Origin of the sequence: Idiomarina ramblicola, assembly GCF_003987255.1 — a bacterium.
Lineage (GTDB): Bacteria > Pseudomonadota > Gammaproteobacteria > Enterobacterales > Alteromonadaceae > Idiomarina > Idiomarina ramblicola.
Window position 1 is genome coordinate 184,916 of sequence record NZ_PIQC01000005.1, and the last position, 20,332, is coordinate 205,247.

The window sequence follows — 20,332 nt, forward strand, 5'->3', positions numbered from 1 at the left end:
ATGCGCGTCACTTTAAACCTAGTACTCACTCTATTGCTGATAGCCACCCTTAATGGTTGTGGCTTTCAGTTGCGGGGGAATTATCAACTACCAGAGACACTTCAGTCGGTTTCATTACAGAGTCAGGTGTCCAAAGAGTTGAGTGAGCATATGCAGCAACGTTTTGCGCATTCGGGTATCAAAGTTTCTGACACCAGCCAGCTTATTACAGTCCGGCTTATTTCCGACAAGCTGGAGCGAAGAACCTTATCTTTGTTCGAAAGTGGTCAAGTCGCCGAGTACGAATTGTTGTATCAGGTCAACTATCAGTTGTTTGAAAATGAACAACTCTTGCTTGACCGCAAAGTAGAAGTCGCCCGAGACTATCAGGACGACCCAAACTTTGTGCTGGCGAAAACTCGCGAGCGTGAAATGCTGGTAGATGAGATGAGAGCAGAAGCGTCTCGCCTTATTCTGCAGCAAATTATCTCCGAAATGTCGGAGTAAATGACTCAGATTATGCAAACTCTTTATCCTGAAAAGCTCGAAAGTTACCTGCAACAAAATGGGGTTCCTCCAATTATGCTGGTATTTGGTGACGACCTGCTGCTCAGGAACGATGCTCTTTCCAGTATTCGTAAACACTTAGCCAGTGACGATCTTGAACGAGTACACTGGCTGCAAAGTAAGGATTTTGACTGGCAACAACTGTCATCAGGTGAGCAGTCAATGAGCTTATTTGGTAATTTACGCCTGATCGAGCTCGAACTACCAGAGAATAAGCCGGGCAGGGAAGGTTCAGTCGCTTTAACGGAATACGCGCAAAGCCAAGCTGAAAGCGAAGTACTGATTGTTATTGGCGACAGGCTTAAAAAGGAAACCCAAAATAGTCGCTGGTTTAAAGCGTTGGCCGAGCACGGGCCGCTGGTTCGTACACAAAGCCCCGACAAGTCACAACTACCCGCATTTATTCACCAACGTGCGCAACGCTATCAACTCACTCTGGCAGCCGGTGTTCCGGAAAAGTTATCAGATTGGTTTGAAGGAAACTTGTTAGCTTTAGATCAAGAGCTCAGTAAATGGCAACTGCTGACAAACGACGGTGTCATTACAGAAGACTTCTTGAAAAACTCGATTGATGATGTCAGTCGCTTTAGTGTTTTTGCACTGCAGGAAAGCATCCAGCAGCAAGATTTTGAAGGTGCATTACATCGACTGGATCGTTTACTGGACGAGGAAAATGATTTTCATAGACTGATTTGGATATTACAACGCGAAGTTCAGTTGCTAAGTTCCCTACAAAAATCTCAGCAGACAAAAACAGATACTACGGCCTTGTTTCGACAGTTTATGATTTGGCCTAATCAGCAGCCGGGCTATCACAGCCGTGCCGCTCAATTAAACCAACAAACCCTGCTCGATGCACAAAGGCTTGTTGAAAGAATAGAAGCCGCACTGAAGCTGGATAGTGGAGAGTCCCCTCTTATATTGACAACGCACCTACTCAGCTTACTTTGCTGCAGTAATGCAGATGCAATCAGTCAGGCACTTTCTGAACTAAACCACGGTATTGAACCAAACGAACAATTTGTTCACTTATGATGCGTGCAATTTTCGGTGGGACCTTTGACCCTATCCATAACGGTCATTTAGAAACAGCCGCTGCGCTGGTAGACGAACTTAACATCTCAAGCTTATCGCTGATGCCAAGCGCAGTGCCCCCGCACCGACCACAACCCGTTGCCAGTGCAAAACAACGACTGGAAATGGTCGAGATAGCTTGCCAACAAAACACGGCTTTTAGTGCGGAAGACTGGGAATTAAAACAAGAAAGGCGCTCTTATACGGCCAATACACTAAGTGAATTTAAAACACGTTATCCGACTGATATCCTCCTCTTTGTCATGGGCATGGATTCTTTGATGAGTTTCCATTGCTGGCATCAATGGCGAGAGCTGACAAAGCACGCCCATTTGGTGGTTATGCCAAGAGCCGGAGTCCCTTTTAATCCTCAAGATCAAGAATTAGAGGATTTTATCTCAACGCATTTGACAAGAGATAAAAATAACTTAGCGCAGCAAGATTCAGGGCTACTTTATATTGCACAAACTCCCATGATCGATGTTTCCGCGACTGAACTTCGTGAACGGTTACAACAACGAGAACCTCATCTTCCATTACCGACCAGTGTTTATAACTATATAAGAGAACATCAGCTGTATTTGTGACTGAACACTTTTCTTAATTTCTGTTAAACTTCGGGTTTTAGTTCTTAAATCGGAGAAAATCTTTTGCAGGCAGAAGAATTGCGTGAATTTGTCATTGATAAAATCGATGACCTTAAAGGTCGTGACGTTCAAATTTTAGATGTTCATGATAAAACTGACGTTGTTGACTATATGGTTATCTGTTCTGGCAGTTCAAAAACGCATGTACGAAGCATTGCTGAACATGTCGCCACAGAAGCCAAGCATGCCGGAACACCACCCATCGGTGTCGAAGGTGGTGAACAGTCAGAATGGGTTTTAGTTGATCTCGGTGATGTCGTTCTACACGTTATGCAGGACAGCATCCGCGACTTCTATCAATTAGAAAAGCTCTGGGGTTAGTCAGTGCAAATTCAATTACTCGCCGTTGGCACGAAAATGCCCGCGTGGGTTACTGAAGGCTTTAACGAATATAAAAAACGGTTTCCGGCGGATTGTAAACTGGTTTTACATGAAATCGCTGCGCAGAAGCGAACTCGCAAAGCTGACTTAAAGCGCGTTATGCAGCAAGAAGGTAAATTATTGTTGCAGGCAATACCCAAAGGGAACCGAATTGTTACTTTAGAGGTCACAGGCCAAGCTTGGGATACGCCTAAGCTCGCTCAACAACTAGAAAAGTGGCAAATGGATGGCAGAGATGTCACTCTGCTAATTGGTGGGCCCGAAGGCCTCTCCAACGAATGTCTGGCTGTTGCTGAACAACGTTGGTCATTGTCTAATTTGACTCTGCCCCATCCTGTCGTGCGATTAATCGCTGCTGAGAGCCTATACCGGGCATGGAGTCTAAATAACAATCACCCGTACCATAGAGAATAAAAATAATAATGCGTCACCGCACCCATATACGTGATCATGATACTGAAGCAGCCGTTTTTGGCCGACGCGTCTTAGTCGCGATGGTGGTTGTTGTAGCGGCTTTTGTCGCTTTAGCGTCGAACATGTACCATTTACAGGTTAGTGAGCACAATGAGCTTCAGACGCGCTCTAACGATAACCGGATTAAGTTATTGCCTTTGGCTCCAAACCGAGGCTTGATCTACGATCGCAATGGCATCCTTTTAGCTGAAAACACCCCAATCTACAGCCTGGATGTTACCCCTGAAGAAATCGACGACCTTGAGAGCACCTTAAACCAACTGCAACAATTACTCGGTTTTCCAGATTCGACAATTGAACGTTTTTACCGCAACTTAAAAAATCAACGGCGCTTTAATAATGTACCGTTACTTGATGATGTCAATGAACAACAACTTGCTATTTTCGCTGCACAGCAACACAAGTACCCCGGTGTTAGCATTGAAGCGCGCCTGATACGAAACTATCCCCATAAAGAACTACTAACTCATGCTGTCGGTTATGTTGCCAAAATTAACCGTAGTGATGTCAATAGACTACGGGATAGCGGAGAGTTAGCGAACTATGCCGCCAGCCGCACTATAGGCAAACTCGGCATTGAGAAATACTACGAAAAAGATCTACACGGCGAAGTCGGTTATCAAAGTGTCGAGGTCAACAATCGCGGACGAGCAGTAAGAACGCTGAGTATAGAGGCGCCCGAACCCGGACAGGATATTGTTTTAGAGCTTGACCTTGAGCTGCAGAAAAAAGCCGCTGAATTACTGGGCGAACAAAGAGGATCAATTATTTTGATGGATGCCACCACTGGCGGTGTCCTGGCCATGGCAAGCACGCCCAGCTATGACCCAAACTGGTTCGTTAATGGTATTTCAGTAAAGCAATACCAGTCACTATTAAACTCGACACAAAGTCCGCTACTTAACCGCGCCACCCAAGGCGCCTACCCCCCGGCATCAACAATTAAGCCGCAAATTGGCTTGCTCGGATTAGAGGACGGAATTATTACCGAAAAGACCCGAATATGGGATCCGGGCTGGTTTGAAATTAAAGGTGTCGACAGGCGTTACCGAGACTGGCTTGCATGGGGACACGGCTGGGTTGACGTTGAAACAGCAATTACAGAAAGCTGTGATACCTTTTATTACGACTTAGCGTTGAAACTTGGGGTAGATAAAATTTCAAGTTTCATGGGCAGGTTTGGCTTTGGTGAAAAAACCGGTATTGATATTCACGAGGAAGTTTCCGCTTTGATGCCCTCACGTGGGTGGAAAAGAGCCCGCTTTGGTCAACCCTGGTACGCTGGCGAAACGCTTTCGGTCGGAATTGGCCAAAGTTACTGGACAGCAACGCCTATGCAATTAGCTGTTGCTACTGCAATGGTTGCGAACAAAGGTGAACACCTTGTCCCCCGCCTGCTGCGCGGTAAAATGCAGGATGGTGTATTCGAAGAGTCCCTGATTACTCATCGTGAACCATTAACACTCTCCAACAGTGATAACTGGGATATCGTCACTCGAGGCATGCGTAATGTTAATATGTCTCAAAAGGGAACCGCACAAAGCGCTTTTAAAGACGCACCTTATTCTTCTGCCGGGAAAACAGGAACCGCTCAGGTAAGAAGCCTGGGGCAGGAGGAAGAGTACAACGCTGAAGATATTGCCGAGCGTTACCGTGATAATGCAATGTATGTCGGTTACGCTCCTGCAGACGAGCCTAAAGTCGTGGCCGTTATTGCTATTGAAAATTCATTAGGTGGCGGCGGTAGTATTGCCGCGCCGGTAGCACGAAAAATGCTGGACCTTTGGCATTCTCGATTTAACAATGAAAAAAAACAGCAGGTAAAAATCAATGCTGACAACTGAAGAGCGCCAACGAAATCCACTACTGAAAAAGCTGCATATAGATGGCCCATTACTGCTTCCGTTGATGATCCTTTCAGTTGTGAGCTTATTTGTTATCTTTAGCGCTGCCGGCCAGGATATTGCCGTCGTGCAACGACAATCTGTACGCATCGGTTTGTCTTTTGTGGTTCTTTTTGTTGTCGCACAAATTCCCCCGAGAGCCCTTTCACGATTCGCTGTCCCTGCTTTTATTGCTGGCGTACTCCTATTAGTTGCCGTACTTGTCTTCGGCGAAATGGGTAAAGGCGCACAACGCTGGCTTGATATTGGCCCTATGACAATTCAACCATCTGAGATAATGAAGCTTGCCATGCCTCTTATGCTCGCCTGGTATATGAATCAACGTCCTATTCCACCATCAATTTACCGCTTATTCGGTGCTTTGGTTCTGGTCATTATTCCGACATTACTGATTGCACGGCAACCCGATTTAGGCACCTCTCTGTTAGTTGCCTGCGCTGGAATTTTTGTTATTTTTTTGGCCGGTCTCAGTTGGAAGTTGGTTACGGCAGCCGGTATTTGCGTTGCAGCTTTTACCCCTGTTCTCTGGTTCTACCTTATGCATGACTATCAACGTCAGCGAGTTCTTACCTTTTTAAACCCTGAACGCGATCCACTTGGTGCGGGTTATCACATTATTCAGTCAAAGATTGCTATCGGTTCGGGTGGTTTGGACGGCAAAGGCTGGTTACAAGGTACCCAGTCACAACTTGAGTTTTTACCCGAACGTCACACCGACTTTATTTTTTCCGTTTTTAGTGAAGAGTTTGGTCTGACCGGCGTTGTTCTTTTATTGGCATTGTACGGATTTGTCATTTTGCGAGGCTTGGTTATAGCGCTGCAAACTCAGGATATCTTTAGTAAGTTATTAGCGGGTTCACTCACTCTGACCTTCTTTGTCTATGTGTTTGTAAATATTGGTATGGTTTCAGGACTATTGCCTGTGGTTGGGGTACCATTGCCTCTGATTAGTTATGGTGGCACCTCGATGGTGACACTTATGGCAGGCTTTGGCATGTTGATGTCTATCGCCACCCATCATCGCTTAGTTATGAAAGATGGTTAGCACAGGGGAACTTTATGCGCGCTTTATTTGGGCTAGCTTTGCTAGCCACCACTACCAGCTTATATGCGAACGCTCAAGAACAAACATCTGAAGTTGAAGAGTTTATTCAACAACAGGTAAAACAACATCAACTCGACGAAAGTAGAGTTCGTCAATGGCTGCAGCAAGCACAAAAAAATGATGACGTTCTAGAGGCAATTCAACGTCCCTGGGAAGCAAAACCTTGGTATCAGTATTACCCCATATTTTTGACTGAAAAGCGCCTTCAAGCCGGAATTGAATTTTGGCAAAAACACCGGGAGACATTACAACGGGCAGAAGACGAATACGGTGTCCCGGCACAAATCATTGTCGCAATAATTGGTGTGGAAACTTTTTACGGCAATTATATGGGTAAATACTCCGTACTGGATTCACTTTACACTTTAGGATTCCATTACCCTCCCCGCCAAAAGTTCTTCCGCTCTGAACTTAGCGAGTTCTTTCAATTAGCTTCAGAAGAAGGTTGGAATGTATCTGAAGCCAAAGGCTCTTATGCAGGAGCTATGGGCTTCGGACAATTCATTTCATCCAGCTATCGCCATTATGCAGTTGATTTTGATGGCGATGGACAAAGAGACATTTTAACCAATCCGGTCGATGCCATCGGCAGTGTCGCTAATTACTTTGCCGAACATAAATGGCAGCAGGGCCAACCAGTCGCGCAACCTTTATCCGATTCACAGGACTGGAAATCTCTGGCTAGTAAAGGGATGAAGCCAACTACTGAACGTTCTGAGATAAAACGTAAAGGCTATAAGCTTCCGAGTCATGCCGCAGTCGATGAAGGCACAAAAGTCCGGGTGTTCGAATTTGAAACGGAAGAAGCCCATGAATATTGGTTGGGTTATAACAACTTCTATGTCATTACGCGATATAACCATAGCCCACTATACGCAATGGCTGTTTATCAGTTCAGCGAGCAACTCAGAAATGAAGTGGAATAGTTTATTCACCTTTATACTGAGCCTGGTTTTGCTCAGCGGCTGTTCAAGCAGTCCAACTGGCCGATACAGCCAACATACCGACAGCGCTCCGACCCGTTTGCCGAATGAGTCGGAATTGCGCAGCGCCGTTCCAGTTCACGAGCCAATTAGCCCACAGGGAAATCGCGATTATCGGGTTCTTGGCAATGATTACGACGTTATGGAAAGTGCTGCAGGATATGTAGAGGAAGGATTCGCCTCATGGTACGGCAATAAGTTTCATGGGCATCTTACGTCAAACGGTGAGTATTACGATATGTATAGTATGTCAGCGGCTCACACTCGCTTGCCTTTGCCTACTTATGTCAAAGTCACAAACTTACGAAATGACCATAGCGTCATTGTTCGAGTCAATGACCGCGGACCGTTTCACCCTGAGCGTATTATTGACCTTTCATTTGCAGCCGCATACAAATTGGACATGCTCGATAGCGGCACAGCGCCAGTGAGAGTTGAGGCCATTAATTTGAATACGCCCATGCGTACCGAAGAAACAAGCAACGTGCATCAGGCAAAATACCATATTCAGGTAGCGGCCTCTTCAAATATCAACCGTTTGTCGCAGTTAAAACACGACTTACCGCCCAAGTTCCAAAAAATTGCAACTACTGAACAAACTCACGGTCTACATAAATTAATGCTGGGGCCTGTTTCCGAAGACGAAAGTCATGATTTACTCGAACAGATACGATCGTCTGGATACCCTGAAGCTTTTCGCGTAAAGGCGGCGCAAAGTCAGGCTGATACTCCTGACGCGGAGCTTCAGAACTGATATAATCTGGCTCCTTTACGCACATGTTTCACCTTTTGACCGATAAGATAAAGATAACTCCAATGAAAAAAATTTGTCACCTTTTTACCGTCGTAACCCTTCTATTCAGCTCAGTCAGTTTTGCCGCTCAGTCATTGGTTCCCAATGCGCCATCGGTTAATGCTAAAGCTTACATACTTATCGATCACACTACGGGTAAAGTTTTAGCCCAGGGCAATGCCGATGAAAGTCTGCCGCCTGCCAGCCTGACCAAAATGATGACAAGCTATATCATTGGTAAAGAAATGTTGGCAGGACGCATTAGCTCAACGGATAAGGTCACTATTAGCGAAAATGCCTGGGCAAAAAACTTCCCCGAATCATCCAAAATGTTTATCGAAGTTGGAAAGGAAGTGAGTGTCGAGGACTTAAACCGCGGCATTATTATTTCTTCTGGTAACGACGCGTGTGTTGCTATGGCTGAACACATAGCCGGCAGTGAGGACGCTTTCGCCGATTTAATGAATAACTATGCTGAGCAGATTGGTATGGACAGCAGCCATTTTGCTAACAGTCATGGTTTACCTGACTCTGAGCAATATGTCTCAGCTCGTGATATGGCGACGTTAGCAAGTGCTCTAATTGAAGAAACTCCGGAAGAGTATGCTCTGTATGCAGAGAAGTCTTTTACCTTCAATAATATTAAGCAATACAACCGGAACTCACTACTTTGGGATCGCAGTTTAAACGTTGACGGCATCAAAACGGGTCATACTAACGAGGCTGGCTATAGCCTGGTGACATCGGCTGTCGAAGACGGCACTCGTCTAATTGCCGTTGTCATGGGCACAAACAGCGAACAAGCGCGAAAAGTAGAAAGCAAAAAACTGCTAAATTACGGTTTCCGTTATTTCGAAACAGTCAAAGCCTACGGCGCCGGAGAGAGTTTTATTTCTCACCGCATTTGGGGTGGTGATTTAGACGAAGTTGAGCTAGGTATTAGTGAAGATGTGGTTATTACTTTGCCTAAAGGCCAACGTGATAAATTAAAAGCTAATTTCGAGCTTGAGCAGCAATTGCAAGCGCCTCTTTCGAAAGGACAACATGTTGGAACAGTCTATCTCCAGCTAAACGGCGAAGATGTTGCATCGTTCCCATTAGTCACGCTACAGGCTGTTGAAGAAGGTGGCTTCTTCAAGAAAATCATGGATTATATTAAGCAACAATTTACTGAAGAATAAAGGTTAAGATAGATGCAAAAGACTCGCTTTGACCAACTGGTCGACTTCCCTTGTCACTTTACTTTTAAAGTGATGGGAGTTGCCAGTGACAGCCTTCCGGAGCAAGTAGTAGAGGTATTACAAGAACATGCCCCGGGTGATTATAGTCCCTCTGTTAAACCGAGTAGCAAAGGTAATTATCATTCGGTTTCTGTTGCTGTGCGTGTCGAAAGTCAGGAACACATCGAAATTCTCTACCGTTCTTTGTCTGATATTGAGGATGTTCGCTACGTTCTGTAGCAGCAGGGCTAGCCGTTGTTGCTGACAAACGTTATAATGTCGGCATGAACGATACCTTAATTATTCGTGAATTAGGCAGGCAGCCATACGAACCCGTATGGCATGCTATGCAGCAATTCACTGACCAGCGCGACGAACAGACTGCCGATGAACTGTGGGTAGTCGAGCATGACCCTGTTTTTACTCAGGGTCAGGCTGGTAAAGCCGAGCATATTTTGGCCCCCGGTGATATTCCGGTTATTCAAGTCGACAGAGGCGGACAAGTGACCTACCACGGTCCTGGTCAACTCGTTATCTATTTCCTTCTTAATATCCGTCGCCTTAATTATGGTGTCCGTCAATTAGTTAATCATATCGAAAACACCGTTATCGATACACTTTCTGATTACGGTATTGATGCAAAGGCCCGACGCGATGCTCCCGGTGTCTATGTCGATACAGATAAAATCTGTTCACTGGGACTGAGAATTCGTAAAGGCTGTTCGTTCCACGGATTGGCATTAAACGTCAACATGGACATGGAGCCCTTTTCCCGAATAAACCCTTGCGGTCTGTCGGGCATAAAAATGATTCAAACCAAGGATCTCAATGGTCCTGAAAGCTTTAGTGAAGCCGCTAACGCAGTGATAAAACACTTTACTAGCTCGCTTTCCTACAGCGACATTCTTCAACAAACGGGACTCGCTCAAGATTATGTCAAAGCCAGTTAGAGTTGAACCTGGTGTCAAAATGCGTGACGCCGATAAAATGGCACTGATACCAGTACAGATTATTCCCACAGAACGCGATCAGATGTTGCGTAAGCCGTCGTGGTTGAAGGTTAAGTTGCCTTCTTCAACTGAGCGTATTGATGAAATTAAGCAAGCAATGCGCAGCCATGGCCTGCACTCTGTTTGTGAGGAAGCATCCTGTCCAAATTTGCCAGAATGTTTTAATCACGGCACAGCCAGCTTTATGATTCTGGGTGATATTTGCACACGCCGCTGCCCATTCTGCGACGTTGCCCATGGTCGCCCTCTTCCACCTGACCCCGAGGAAGCAGAAAAGCTAGGTGAAACCATTCGCGACATGAAAGTAAAATATGTGGTTATTACTTCAGTTGATCGCGATGATTTACGTGATGGCGGAGCTCAGCATTTTGCTGACTGTATTCGTGCCATTCGCAAGCACAGCGAAAATAATATCCAGGTAGAAGTATTAGTACCTGACTTTCGTGGTCGTATGCAGGTTGCACTTGATATTCTTAAAGGTGAAGCCCCTGATGTATTTAACCACAACCTTGAAACCGTGCCACGGCTGTATAAAGCCGCTCGGCCAGGTGCTAACTATCAGTGGTCTTTAGATTTGCTGCAAAAGTACAAAGAGGCTCGCCCTGATATCCGCACTAAATCAGGGCTTATGGTCGGCCTTGGCGAAACCAAAGAAGAAATACTGGAAGTCATGAAAGATCTTCGTGCACACGATGTCGATATGTTAACTATCGGCCAGTATTTACAGCCTAGCCGCCACCATATTCCGGTTGCACGCTACGTTCATCCGGATGAATTTGAAGAGCTGCGTGTTGCCGGCGTTGAAATGGGCTTTAGCCATATTGCCAGCGGACCATTAGTACGTTCTTCTTACCATGCTGACCTACAGGCAGCGGGTGAAACCGTACGATAATGAGGAAAGAGTAACCATGAGCCTTTTACTGTGGTGTTTATTGATTGCCGGAGTCTTGCCAATTTTGGCTAAGGCTCCTGTGGTTTATTTTCAGAATCGTGATAATGGTTACGACAATAAACACCCCAGGGCTCAACAGCAACGCTTACTTGGGCGTGGAGCACGGGCCGTTGCCGGTCACTACAACGCCTATGAAGCCTTTCCACTTTTTGCTGCAGCAATTTTAGCCGCCATAGCAACGTCTCAGGTCACCGAGCGAATTGAGTTTCTGGGTATCTCATTTATCGTGCTAAGAGTGCTTTATCATATCGCTTACTTGAGTAACTATGACAAGCTTCGTTCCCTTATTTGGTTTTTAGCAACGCTCTGCCCAGTCTTAATTTTGGCTCAGGTTGCACTTGCCGTATAACCCTAAAGTCTCATTCTTAAGGGTTAATTAATAACTTCAAATAAAGCGCCGGCCACAAACCAGTATCATGTTGCTTCATTGCGGTACTGACATTAACTGGACGCCAGGCTTGTTTATCATTAATAGCGTTGCAGGTGTCTGCCTTAAAAAGCCCTATAGCCTTGTTTTCAGGGCTTCCTAAACGCCAGCCGTCACTCTCACGACTTGCAATTTCGTCCCACGAGCTCAACTCACTTCTCCAGGGAAGACGGTGGTAAATATCTTGCACTTGAGCTGCCGTATAGCGTTGATCTTGTTCTGTCACAATAATATTTAAGCTTTTATGCTTATAATGACCATCACAAAACTCCCGGGCAAGAAGCTCTGACATTTCATACTCATCCGCAAACCCCATCCAATGACCTAATTCATGCTGAATAACATCTTTAGAACTATCAGGCGTTAATATCAATGTGCGGTTGTTCGCACTTGCAATACCTTTGTCAGCCAGCACAACCTGCTTATCAAATTGCGTATCAAAGTGACAGTTAGCCCGGTTGCGCTCAGTACGAGTCACGCACGACAAGCTGTCATCTAATTTCAAACTAATACACCAGTTTTCACTATCAAAAGGGGAACTTTCAACAGCCGATAGAAAGTGGAGGTAACGTTCTTTTTCGGCTTGGTTGGCAGCAATAACTTTGATAGTCATTTCACATTGTCGAGCAGCTTGGTAGCGTCTTAGCAGAGCCACTTGCTGCTGTAACCAGGGGTCAGTGGCCTCTTCCCAGCGACGTTGCCATTCGTCTACAGAAATATCTCTACTCGCTAATTCGTTTTTAGCCACCTGCCGTTGAGCCGTCGAGTCTCCTGCGGAGGCAGCCAACCGAAGCCATTCATCGTTCGCTTTCGGGAACTCGCTAATTAGGTTATCTATCGCCGGAAGGTATTGCTGCTCTGCCGAGCGTTGCCACCAATAATGAGCAACAGTTCGGTTATCCTGCTGCCAATGACTATTTGCCAACTGGTATTGTGCTTTGACATTACCTTGGTGCGCGAGCCATCTTAACTGCTGTTGCTGATTGTAAACCTGATGCGACCATCCACTCACTCCCAGCAACAGTAACAAAATTAGTAGCCGTGCTTTCATCGGCTAGCTCTCTATTGATTACTGAGTATGGCTTCGCGAATACGCGTTAGCTCAACTGACGCATAGCGGTGCTCAACAAACTCATAAACATTTGTCATTAAAGCCAATTTAAAATAATTCATAGCTTCCAGCTGCTCACCCTTTATCTGCATATACTTTCCCAGATAAAAGTAAGCTTCACATAAACGCTCTGTCAGTTTTTCAGAATCATCCAAATTACGGGTCATACGCTGTAAAAAAGCTTCTTTAGTAAGCTTGCCCGCATACAGCTGGGTAATTTGGTAACCCCATTCGCTTTTATCAAGCTTGGCGGCGTTTTTGTCCAAACTCATCTGTGCCTGTTCAGGGTCATTTTCATATTCTGCCAAAAATAACCAAATAACCCGATAAGGGTCTTCCGGCTCTTTTTCTAAATGAAACTCTAAATCTTCCTGAGAGAGTTCAGTTCTTGCGTCGTAATACTCGGCTATTCCTCTATTCAAATACGCGTACCGGTGCTCCGGGTCCAATTCAATTGCGGAATCAAAAGCTTCATACGCGTAGTCGAACTCTTCTAACTGTGTGTATTGAATACCTAAAAAATTATAGGCATCTGCCAACCTGGGGTTGTACTCCAGAGCACGAGTGAAATCCATTCTTGCCAGAGTTCTGAGTCCGACTGCATCGTATAAAGCGCCTCGGCGATAATAAAGCTCAGCTTGTTGCTCCTGGGTTAAGTCTTCTCCCAACATCTGCGCAATACGCGCAAGTTCTATCTCATAACGAAACTCTGCGCGCTCGGGTTCCGCAAGTACAACATTGTCAGGCAATTGATTAACTGAATTTTGCGAAGCACATCCCGTCACCGCTCCTAATAACAAAAGAGCTCCAATGAATGCACTACTTGTTCGCACTTGCATAATGTTTCCTTTGAATTAACCTATAGCTCTATTACAGCACACTCGAAGCCAAACAGGCAAAAGCCAGACATAAAAAAACCCCGTTTACACGGGGTTTTTAACAAAGCTGAGAAAATCTTTACGATTATTCTTCGCTTTTGTTTTCTTCTTCAGCTGCTGGCTCTGCCGGCGCTTCAGTTGCTGGTTCTTCTTTTTTCTCAGCAGCTTCTTTCATGCTTAAACGTACGCGGCCCTGACGGTCAATTTCCAGTACTTTTACCGGAACAACATCACCAACTTTCAGGTATTCATTTACGTCGTTAACACGTTCTTCTGCAATTTGAGAAATGTGAACTAAGCCGTCTTTACCTGGCAGAACAGTAACAAAGGCGCCGAAGTCTACGATACGCGCTACTTTACCCTGGTAAATCTTACCAACTTCAACGTTAGCCGTTAGCTGTTTGATTTTTTCAATAGCAGCGTCAGCATCAGCCTGGTCACTAGCGGCAACTTTGATTGTACCGTCATCACCAATTTCAATGTTGGTATTAGTTGACTCTGTCAACTCTCGAATGACCGCTCCGCCTTTACCGATAACGTCTTTGATCTTGTCCTGATCAATTTTGATAGTGGTAAAGCGAGGTGCATAAGTAGACAGTTCTTCACGGTGACCGCCAATAGCTTCGTCCATCACTTTCAGAATGTGCAAGCGAGCTGATTTAGCCTGCGCTAAAGCACTTTCCATGATGTCGCGAGTAATGCCGTCAATTTTAATGTCCATTTGCAACGCAGTAATACCATCGGTGTTACCGGCTACTTTAAAGTCCATATCGCCTAAGTGATCTTCATCACCAAGGATATCGGAAAGAACAACGTGCTTGTCGCCTTCTTTAACCAAGCCCATAGCGATACCCGCTACAGAAGACTTAATTGGCACACCAGCGTCCATTAACGCCAATGAAGAACCACAAACTGAGGCCATTGAACTTGAACCGTTCGATTCAGTAATTTCTGAAACCACACGAATGGTGTAAGGGAATTCATCGTGGCTAGGCATAACTGCCTGGATACCACGTTTGGCCAAACGACCATGACCAATTTCACGACGTTTTGGCGAACCCACCATGCCCGTTTCACCGACACAGTATGGAGGGAAATTATAATGCAACATAAAGCGATTCGTGTTCATACCGGTCAGCTCGTCAATCATCTGAGCATCACGATCGGTACCTAAAGTCGCCGTTACCAGCGCCTGAGTTTCACCACGGGTAAACAGTGATGAACCGTGGGTACGCGGTAATACACCAGTCGCCACGCTAATAGCACGAACCATGTCCGGGTCACGGCCATCGATACGTTTTTCGCCAGCGATAATACGGCTACGTACAATGTCACTTTCCAGATCGTGGAAGATTTTGCCGGCTTCTTCTAAATCGACATTTTCATCTTCAGCAGTCAGTTTCTCGACCATCTGGTCTTTAACCTGGTCAAGCTTGCCTTTACGCTCTGCTTTATCAGTAGTGCGGTAGGCTTCGCCAATACCTTGCTCTGCCAACTCACGAACTTTAGTCTGTAAGCTTTCATCTTTTGCAGGTGCCTGCCAGTCCCACTTCTCTTTACCCGCTTCAGCGGTAAATTCAGTAATGGCTTTAATAACGTCCTGCATCGCTTCGTGACCATACATAACGGCACCAAGCATTTGGTCTTCAGACAGCAATTCAGCTTCTGATTCAACCATTAAGACTGCTTTATCCGTACCGGCAACGACGAGGTCCAGTTTCGAGTTTTCTAACTCATCGGCTGTTGGGTTTAATACGTATTCATCGTTCACGACACCAACACGAGCTGCGCCGATAGGACCTGCGAAAGGAACACCGGAAATAGACAGCGCTGCTGAAGTACCAATTAAGGCCACAATGTCAGGATTAATTTGAGGGTTTACAGAAACGACAGTGGCAACAACTTGCACTTCGTTCATGAAACCATCAGGGAATAATGGGCGAATTGGACGGTCGATTAAACGACAAGTCAGTGTTTCGTTTTCGCTTGGGCGGCCTTCCCGTTTAAAGAAGCCACCTGGAATTTTACCAGCTGCGTAGGTTTTCTCTTGGTAGTTAACCGTTAATGGAAAAAAGTTTTGCCCTTCGCGTGCTTCTTTTTTCGCGACCACAGTGACTAAAACTGTTGTGTCATCAATGCTGGCTAGTACAGAAGCAGTCGCCTGACGTGCTATTACGCCAGTTTCTAATGTGACTGTATGCTGACCGTACTGAAATTGTTTAGTTATTGGATTCACGTTGCTTTCCTTTACCTTCAAAATATAGAGTATCCGGATTGATACTCGTCTTCTCTCTTTATTTATTTCACCGCATAGTATAAGGGAAACGTGACAAAATTAAGACCCATAAGCCGAAAAAGAATACAAAAAAAGGGCCAAAAGGCCCTTTTCAATTAATTCTTTTCAGTCGGCATGTCTTAGCGACGAATGCCTAAACGTTCTACAACAGCTACGTAACGTTTTTCATCTTTACGCTTCAGATAATCAAGAAGCTTACGACGGCGACTAACCATACGTAACAGACCACGACGCGAGTGGTGATCTTTTTTGTGCGATTTAAAGTGGTCTTGTAATTCAGCCAGGTTCTTTGTTAATAGCGCAACCTGCACTTCAGGAGAACCGGTATCGTTCTCGCCTTGACCAAATTCTTTTACGATTTCAGCTTTCTGTTCAACAGTTAGTGACATTATAACTCCTAGTTTTGTCAAAATGATCGACGCCAATCACTAATTCAGCATCGATATGAAGGCGGCGATTATACTCGCCGGCCACCATAAAAACAACTATAAATCCGCATACTCTAATGCAATAACCCGACGTGGCCATAATTCCGCATTTTTTACGCGCCCGACGCCCAGAAACTGAGACTTATCATTAATCACTCGCCATTCATCCGCCTCACTCGCACCGTCAGAAGGTAGTGGAAGAGGCTGACCATGTAAAAAGTCGCGCGTTTGCTGTTGTGTCACCGTAACCTGAGGCAACTCACCTAATAACAGGTCGGCTGGTTGCAGCAGTTGATCCAGAGTTTCATAGCCCTGCTCTGCTGCCGCTTCCAGTTGTTCTGGAGTGACCATAGCTTCTTCATCGATGTCTGCCACCGCATTACGGTGCAAGCTAGACACATGCGCTCCACAGCCTAATAATTGCCCTAAATCATCCACTAGGGTACGAATGTAAGTACCCTTGCTGCAACTGACTTGTAACGTCACTTTATTGTCCTGAATATCTACCAGGTCAATTGAATGAATCGTAATTTTTCGTATTTTCTTCGGTACCTCAATACCTCGCCGCGCATAGTAGTATAATGGACGGCCTTCGTGCTTTAAGGCTGAATAAAGAGAAGGAGATTGTTCTTGCTCACCGATAAACTCTTTTATTGCATCGGTAATGGTATTGGCTTCAACCGACACAGGCTTTTCTTCAACAATTTCACCTTCAGCATCACTGGTGGTGGTTCTGACACCCAGCAAGGCTTCAACGCGATAAGCTTTATCCGCATCGAGCAAATATTGTGAAAATTTAGTCGCTTCGCCTAGGCAGACTGGCAGAATCCCGGTAGCCAGTGGGTCTAAAGCTCCGGTGTGGCCTGCTTTTTGGGCATTATACAGGCGCTTAACACGTTGCAGGGCATGGTTTGAACTCATGCCCTGCGGTTTATTCAGTAACACTACGCCCGTGACAGCACGGCCTTTGCGTAGACGAGCTTTAGACATTAATCGTCTCCGCTGTTTTCGCTGCTTTTCTTATCCCGTTCGCGCGCTTCAGCAACCAATTTACCCATACGAATTCCCTCGTTTAACGAGGCATCGTGCTGGAATTTAAGTTGCGGAACAATGCGCGCCTTAATACGTTTACCCAGTAAAGAACGAATAAAGCCCGAGGCTTCATTCAGTACTTTTAACGCCTGTTTTACTTGCTCAGGGTCATCCTGGAAAAAGGTAACGAACACCTTGGCATAAGCTAAGTCACGAGAAACTTCCACATCGGATACAGTGACCATACTAACGCGAGGATCTTTTATCTCGCGTTGCAGGATCATTGCTATTTCTCGTTGTAGTTGATGCCGTACCCTTTCGGTACGGCTAAACTCTTGAGCCATAAATTACTGTGTCCTTGATTACAGCGTACGTTCAATCTGGATGGTTTCGAAGACTTCGATTTGGTCGCCTTCTTTGACATCATTGTAGTTTTTAACACCGATACCACATTCCATGCCGTTACGAACTTCCTGAATGTCATCTTTAAAGCGACGCAATGATTCCAGCTCACCTTCATAGATCACAACGTTATCACGCAATACACGAATTGGAGCTGAACGTTTCACGACGCCCTCGGTCACCATACAACCAGCGATTGCGCCAATCTTAGGTGATTTGAAGACATCACGAACTTCTGCAAGACCAATGATCTGCTGTTTGAACTCAGGCTGCAGCATCCCGCTCATTGCCGCTTTAACTTCGTCTATCAAGTCGTAAATAACGCTGTAATAGCGAAGGTCTACGCTTTCTTGTTCAACCAGTTTTCTGGCTGCAGCTTCAGCACGAACGTTAAAACCAACTACAATCGCATTTGATGCACTGGCAAGAGAGATATCAGTTTCAGTGATACCACCAACACCGCTACCAATGATGTTCACTTTCACTTCATCAGTAGACAGTTTAGTCAGAGCATCAGAAATCGCTTCCAATGAACCTTGCACATCGGACTTCAGGACAATGTTCAGTTCAGCAACGTCACCTTCAGCCATGTCCGCAAACATGTTTTCCAGTTTCGCTTTTTGCTGTTTCGCTAATTTCACGTCACGATATTTACCCTGGCGATAGTTAGCAACTTCACGTGCTTTACGCTCGTCCTTAACAACGGTCGCCTCGTCACCTGCCTGAGGCACACCGGACAAACCGAGTATCTCTACAGGAATAGATGGACCGGCTTCTTTAATTTCTTTACCGGTTTCGTCTCGCATGGCACGAATACGTCCGTACTCAAGACCACAAAGTACGACATCGCCCTGCTTCAACAAACCACGCTGAACCAGAACAGTTGCCACTGGTCCGCGACCACGGTCCAGACGGGATTCAACGACAATACCTGACGCCATGCCGGTTTTCTCTGCGCGTAAATCCAATACTTCGGATTGCAGCAAGATAGCCTCTAATAGCTCGTCAATACCCTCGCCGGTATGAGCCGACAGTGGGATAAATTGTACGTCACCACCCCAGTCTTCAGGAATAACATCTAGTTGAGACAGTTCGTTCTTAACGCGATCTGGATCCGCACCTTCTTTATCCATCTTGTTGACAGCAACAACCAATGGGACGCCAGCTGCTTTCGCGTGCTGTACGGCTTCTTTGGTTTGTGGCATAACGCCATCATCGGCTGCAACCACCAGGATAACGACGTCCGTCGCGCCGGCACCACGTGCACGCATCGAGGTAAAGGCAGCGTGTCCGGGAGTATCCAGAAAGGTTACCATTCCGTGACCGGTTTCAACGTGATAAGCACCAATGTGCTGCGTAATACCACCCGCTTCGCCTGATGCAACTTTGGCTTTACGAATGTAATCCAGCAAAGATGTCTTACCATGGTCAACGTGACCCATAACCGTGACAACCGGAGCACGAGGCGCTTCTTCACCGCCTTCCTGACGATCAGACAACACTTCTTCTTCTAACGCGTTATCTTTTACTAACGCCGGTTTATGGCCCAGTTCTTCAACCACTAGCGCGGCTGTGTCCTGGTCAAGAATTTGGTTAATCGTCACCATCTCGCCCATTTTCATCATGGTCTTGATGAGGTCACTGGCTTTCACTGCCATACGGCTTGCAAGCTCACCAACCGTAATGGTCTCGCCAATTCTGACATCACGTTCAACCGGCTGCGCTGGTTTATTAAAACCTTGTTGTAGCGATGAACCACGACGAGCACCCTTACGACGCTTCTCGCGACGTGGCGTTTCTTCGTTTTCTTCATCTTTACGACGACGTTTTTTACCACGTTTACGGCTTTTACGCTCTTCATCAAAATCTTGCGCATCTTCAGCTTCTTGAGCGGTAGAGGACGTTGTAAAATGCACGTCTTCTTTTTCTTGCTGCTTACGTTTCTGCTCTTCTTCTTCCCAGCGTTTTGCGTTCTCTTCCGCTAGTTTACGAGCTTCTTCCGCTTGCGCTTCCGCTTCTTTTTCTGCTTTTTTCCGTGCTTCTTCTTCCTGTTGACGTTTCAGTTTTTCAGCATCCGCTTTCGCTTTATCTGCTGCTTCACGTTCTTCAGGTGTCATTGCTGCACGTTTTTCAGCTTCAGCTTTCTGACGCTCTTTCTCTTTTTCTTTACGCAGCTTTTCTTTTTCTGCTTTTTCTTTCTCAGCCTTTTCGCGCTCTACCTTAGCCTTAGCCTCGGCTTCTTTACGCTGTTGCTCTTCTTCGCGTTGTTTTTCTTCTTCGCGAAGCTTCGCTTCTTCCGCTTCTTTCTCTTGTGCTAAACGTTCCTGTTCTTCACGTTCCTGCTCTTCGCTTGCTGAACGTTTGACATAAGTTCGCTTCTTGCGCACTTCTACCTGAACGGATTTAGAGTCTCTTCCGCCGCCAACGCTTAATGTACTTTTCGTTTTGCGTTTTAACGTCATTTTGCTGGGTTCAGAGCTGCCGCCACCGCCATGTTGACGGTTCAAGTGAGCCAGTAATTTCTGCTTTTCATCTTCATTAACAGAATCACCCGCTTTCTTGGTCATGCCCGCTTCAGCGAACTGCTGAACCAGACGATCAACTGTTGTACCGACATCTTTGGCCAGCTTATCGAGCGTTACTTCTTCCATAGTCTGTTGTACCTCCGC

The 20,332-nt window shown here is 45.8% G+C and carries 21 protein-coding genes; 14 read left to right on the forward strand and 7 right to left on the reverse strand.

Annotated elements, in window-relative coordinates:
* The 14 genes from CWI78_RS08305 (at position 1) to CWI78_RS08370 (ending at position 11,438) form a co-directional block, all read left to right on the forward strand.
* A complete protein-coding gene (locus CWI78_RS08305; protein ID WP_126782065.1) occupies positions 1 to 486 on the forward strand; it encodes an LPS-assembly lipoprotein LptE in 486 nt (161 codons plus the stop codon).
* On the forward strand, positions 487 to 1,581 hold the full coding sequence (gene holA / locus CWI78_RS08310) for a DNA polymerase III subunit delta (RefSeq protein WP_244213102.1): 1,095 nt from the start codon (positions 487 to 489) through the stop codon (positions 1,579 to 1,581).
* Positions 1,578 to 2,207 carry a nicotinate-nucleotide adenylyltransferase gene (nadD, locus tag CWI78_RS08315; RefSeq protein ID WP_126782067.1) on the forward strand — a complete coding sequence of 210 codons (630 nt, stop codon included), beginning with the start codon at positions 1,578 to 1,580 and terminating at the stop codon, positions 2,205 to 2,207. The genes holA and nadD overlap by 4 nt, the downstream gene beginning before the upstream one ends.
* Positions 2,208 to 2,270: 63 nt before the next feature.
* Positions 2,271 to 2,588, forward strand: a complete 318-nt coding sequence (rsfS, locus tag CWI78_RS08320; protein WP_126782069.1) for a ribosome silencing factor — start codon at positions 2,271 to 2,273, stop codon at positions 2,586 to 2,588.
* 3 nt (positions 2,589 to 2,591) lie between these two features.
* Positions 2,592 to 3,062: a 23S rRNA (pseudouridine(1915)-N(3))-methyltransferase RlmH gene (gene rlmH / locus CWI78_RS08325; protein WP_126782071.1), complete on the forward strand. Its 471-nt coding sequence runs from the start codon at positions 2,592 to 2,594 to the stop codon at positions 3,060 to 3,062.
* Positions 3,063 to 3,070: 8 nt separating this feature from the next.
* Entirely contained in the window at positions 3,071 to 4,966 is a 1,896-nt protein-coding gene (gene mrdA, locus CWI78_RS08330) for a penicillin-binding protein 2 (protein ID WP_126782073.1), read from the forward strand.
* On the forward strand, positions 4,953 to 6,071 hold the full coding sequence (gene rodA, locus CWI78_RS08335; RefSeq protein ID WP_126782075.1) for a rod shape-determining protein RodA: 1,119 nt from the start codon (positions 4,953 to 4,955) through the stop codon (positions 6,069 to 6,071). Before mrdA ends, rodA begins: the two co-directional genes overlap by 14 nt.
* Before the next feature lie 14 nt (positions 6,072 to 6,085).
* The gene (gene mltB, locus CWI78_RS08340) at positions 6,086 to 7,057 is read left to right on the forward strand and encodes a lytic murein transglycosylase B (protein WP_126782077.1); all 972 of its coding nucleotides are present in this window, start codon (positions 6,086 to 6,088) and stop codon (positions 7,055 to 7,057) included.
* Positions 7,044 to 7,868 (forward strand): septal ring lytic transglycosylase RlpA family protein, encoded by an 825-nt coding sequence (locus CWI78_RS08345; protein WP_126782079.1) that lies wholly within the window; start codon positions 7,044 to 7,046, stop codon positions 7,866 to 7,868. Before mltB ends, CWI78_RS08345 begins: the two co-directional genes overlap by 14 nt.
* A gap of 62 nt (positions 7,869 to 7,930) precedes the next feature.
* Positions 7,931 to 9,088, forward strand: coding sequence for a D-alanyl-D-alanine carboxypeptidase family protein (locus CWI78_RS08350; protein WP_126782081.1), 1,158 nt, complete (start codon positions 7,931 to 7,933; stop codon positions 9,086 to 9,088).
* A gap of 12 nt (positions 9,089 to 9,100) precedes the next feature.
* Positions 9,101 to 9,367, forward strand: coding sequence for a DUF493 family protein YbeD (gene ybeD, locus CWI78_RS08355; protein WP_126782083.1), 267 nt, complete (start codon positions 9,101 to 9,103; stop codon positions 9,365 to 9,367).
* Between the two features lie 44 nt (positions 9,368 to 9,411).
* Positions 9,412 to 10,077: a lipoyl(octanoyl) transferase LipB gene (lipB, locus tag CWI78_RS08360; protein ID WP_126782085.1), complete on the forward strand. Its 666-nt coding sequence runs from the start codon at positions 9,412 to 9,414 to the stop codon at positions 10,075 to 10,077.
* Entirely contained in the window at positions 10,061 to 11,029 is a 969-nt protein-coding gene (gene lipA, locus CWI78_RS08365; RefSeq protein ID WP_126782087.1) for a lipoyl synthase, read from the forward strand. Before lipB ends, lipA begins: the two co-directional genes overlap by 17 nt.
* Before the next feature lie 16 nt (positions 11,030 to 11,045).
* A complete protein-coding gene (locus CWI78_RS08370) occupies positions 11,046 to 11,438 on the forward strand; it encodes an MAPEG family protein (RefSeq protein ID WP_126782089.1) in 393 nt (130 codons plus the stop codon).
* A 16-nt stretch (positions 11,439 to 11,454) separates the two neighbouring features.
* Here CWI78_RS08370 and CWI78_RS08375 read toward each other — a convergent pair whose 3' ends face one another.
* The 7 genes from CWI78_RS08375 to infB form a co-directional block, all read right to left on the reverse strand.
* On the reverse strand, positions 11,455 to 12,567 hold the full coding sequence (locus CWI78_RS08375) for a M48 family metalloprotease (protein ID WP_126782091.1): 1,113 nt from the start codon (positions 12,565 to 12,567) through the stop codon (positions 11,455 to 11,457).
* A gap of 11 nt (positions 12,568 to 12,578) precedes the next feature.
* The gene (gene nlpI / locus CWI78_RS08380) at positions 12,579 to 13,466 is read right to left on the reverse strand and encodes a lipoprotein NlpI (RefSeq protein WP_126782093.1); all 888 of its coding nucleotides are present in this window, start codon (positions 13,464 to 13,466) and stop codon (positions 12,579 to 12,581) included.
* Between the two features lie 124 nt (positions 13,467 to 13,590).
* Positions 13,591 to 15,741: a polyribonucleotide nucleotidyltransferase gene (gene pnp, locus CWI78_RS08385; RefSeq protein ID WP_126782094.1), complete on the reverse strand. Its 2,151-nt coding sequence runs from the start codon at positions 15,739 to 15,741 to the stop codon at positions 13,591 to 13,593.
* Between the two features lie 179 nt (positions 15,742 to 15,920).
* Positions 15,921 to 16,190 (reverse strand): 30S ribosomal protein S15, encoded by a 270-nt coding sequence (gene rpsO, locus CWI78_RS08390; RefSeq protein WP_126782096.1) that lies wholly within the window; start codon positions 16,188 to 16,190, stop codon positions 15,921 to 15,923.
* A gap of 96 nt (positions 16,191 to 16,286) precedes the next feature.
* Positions 16,287 to 17,219 (reverse strand): tRNA pseudouridine(55) synthase TruB, encoded by a 933-nt coding sequence (truB, locus tag CWI78_RS08395; RefSeq protein WP_126782098.1) that lies wholly within the window; start codon positions 17,217 to 17,219, stop codon positions 16,287 to 16,289.
* Entirely contained in the window at positions 17,219 to 17,605 is a 387-nt protein-coding gene (gene rbfA / locus CWI78_RS08400; protein ID WP_054487065.1) for a 30S ribosome-binding factor RbfA, read from the reverse strand. Before rbfA ends, truB begins: the two co-directional genes overlap by 1 nt.
* An 18-nt stretch (positions 17,606 to 17,623) precedes the next feature.
* Entirely contained in the window at positions 17,624 to 20,314 is a 2,691-nt protein-coding gene (infB, locus tag CWI78_RS08405) for a translation initiation factor IF-2 (RefSeq protein WP_126782100.1), read from the reverse strand.
* Positions 20,315 to 20,332: the final 18 nt, after the last annotated feature.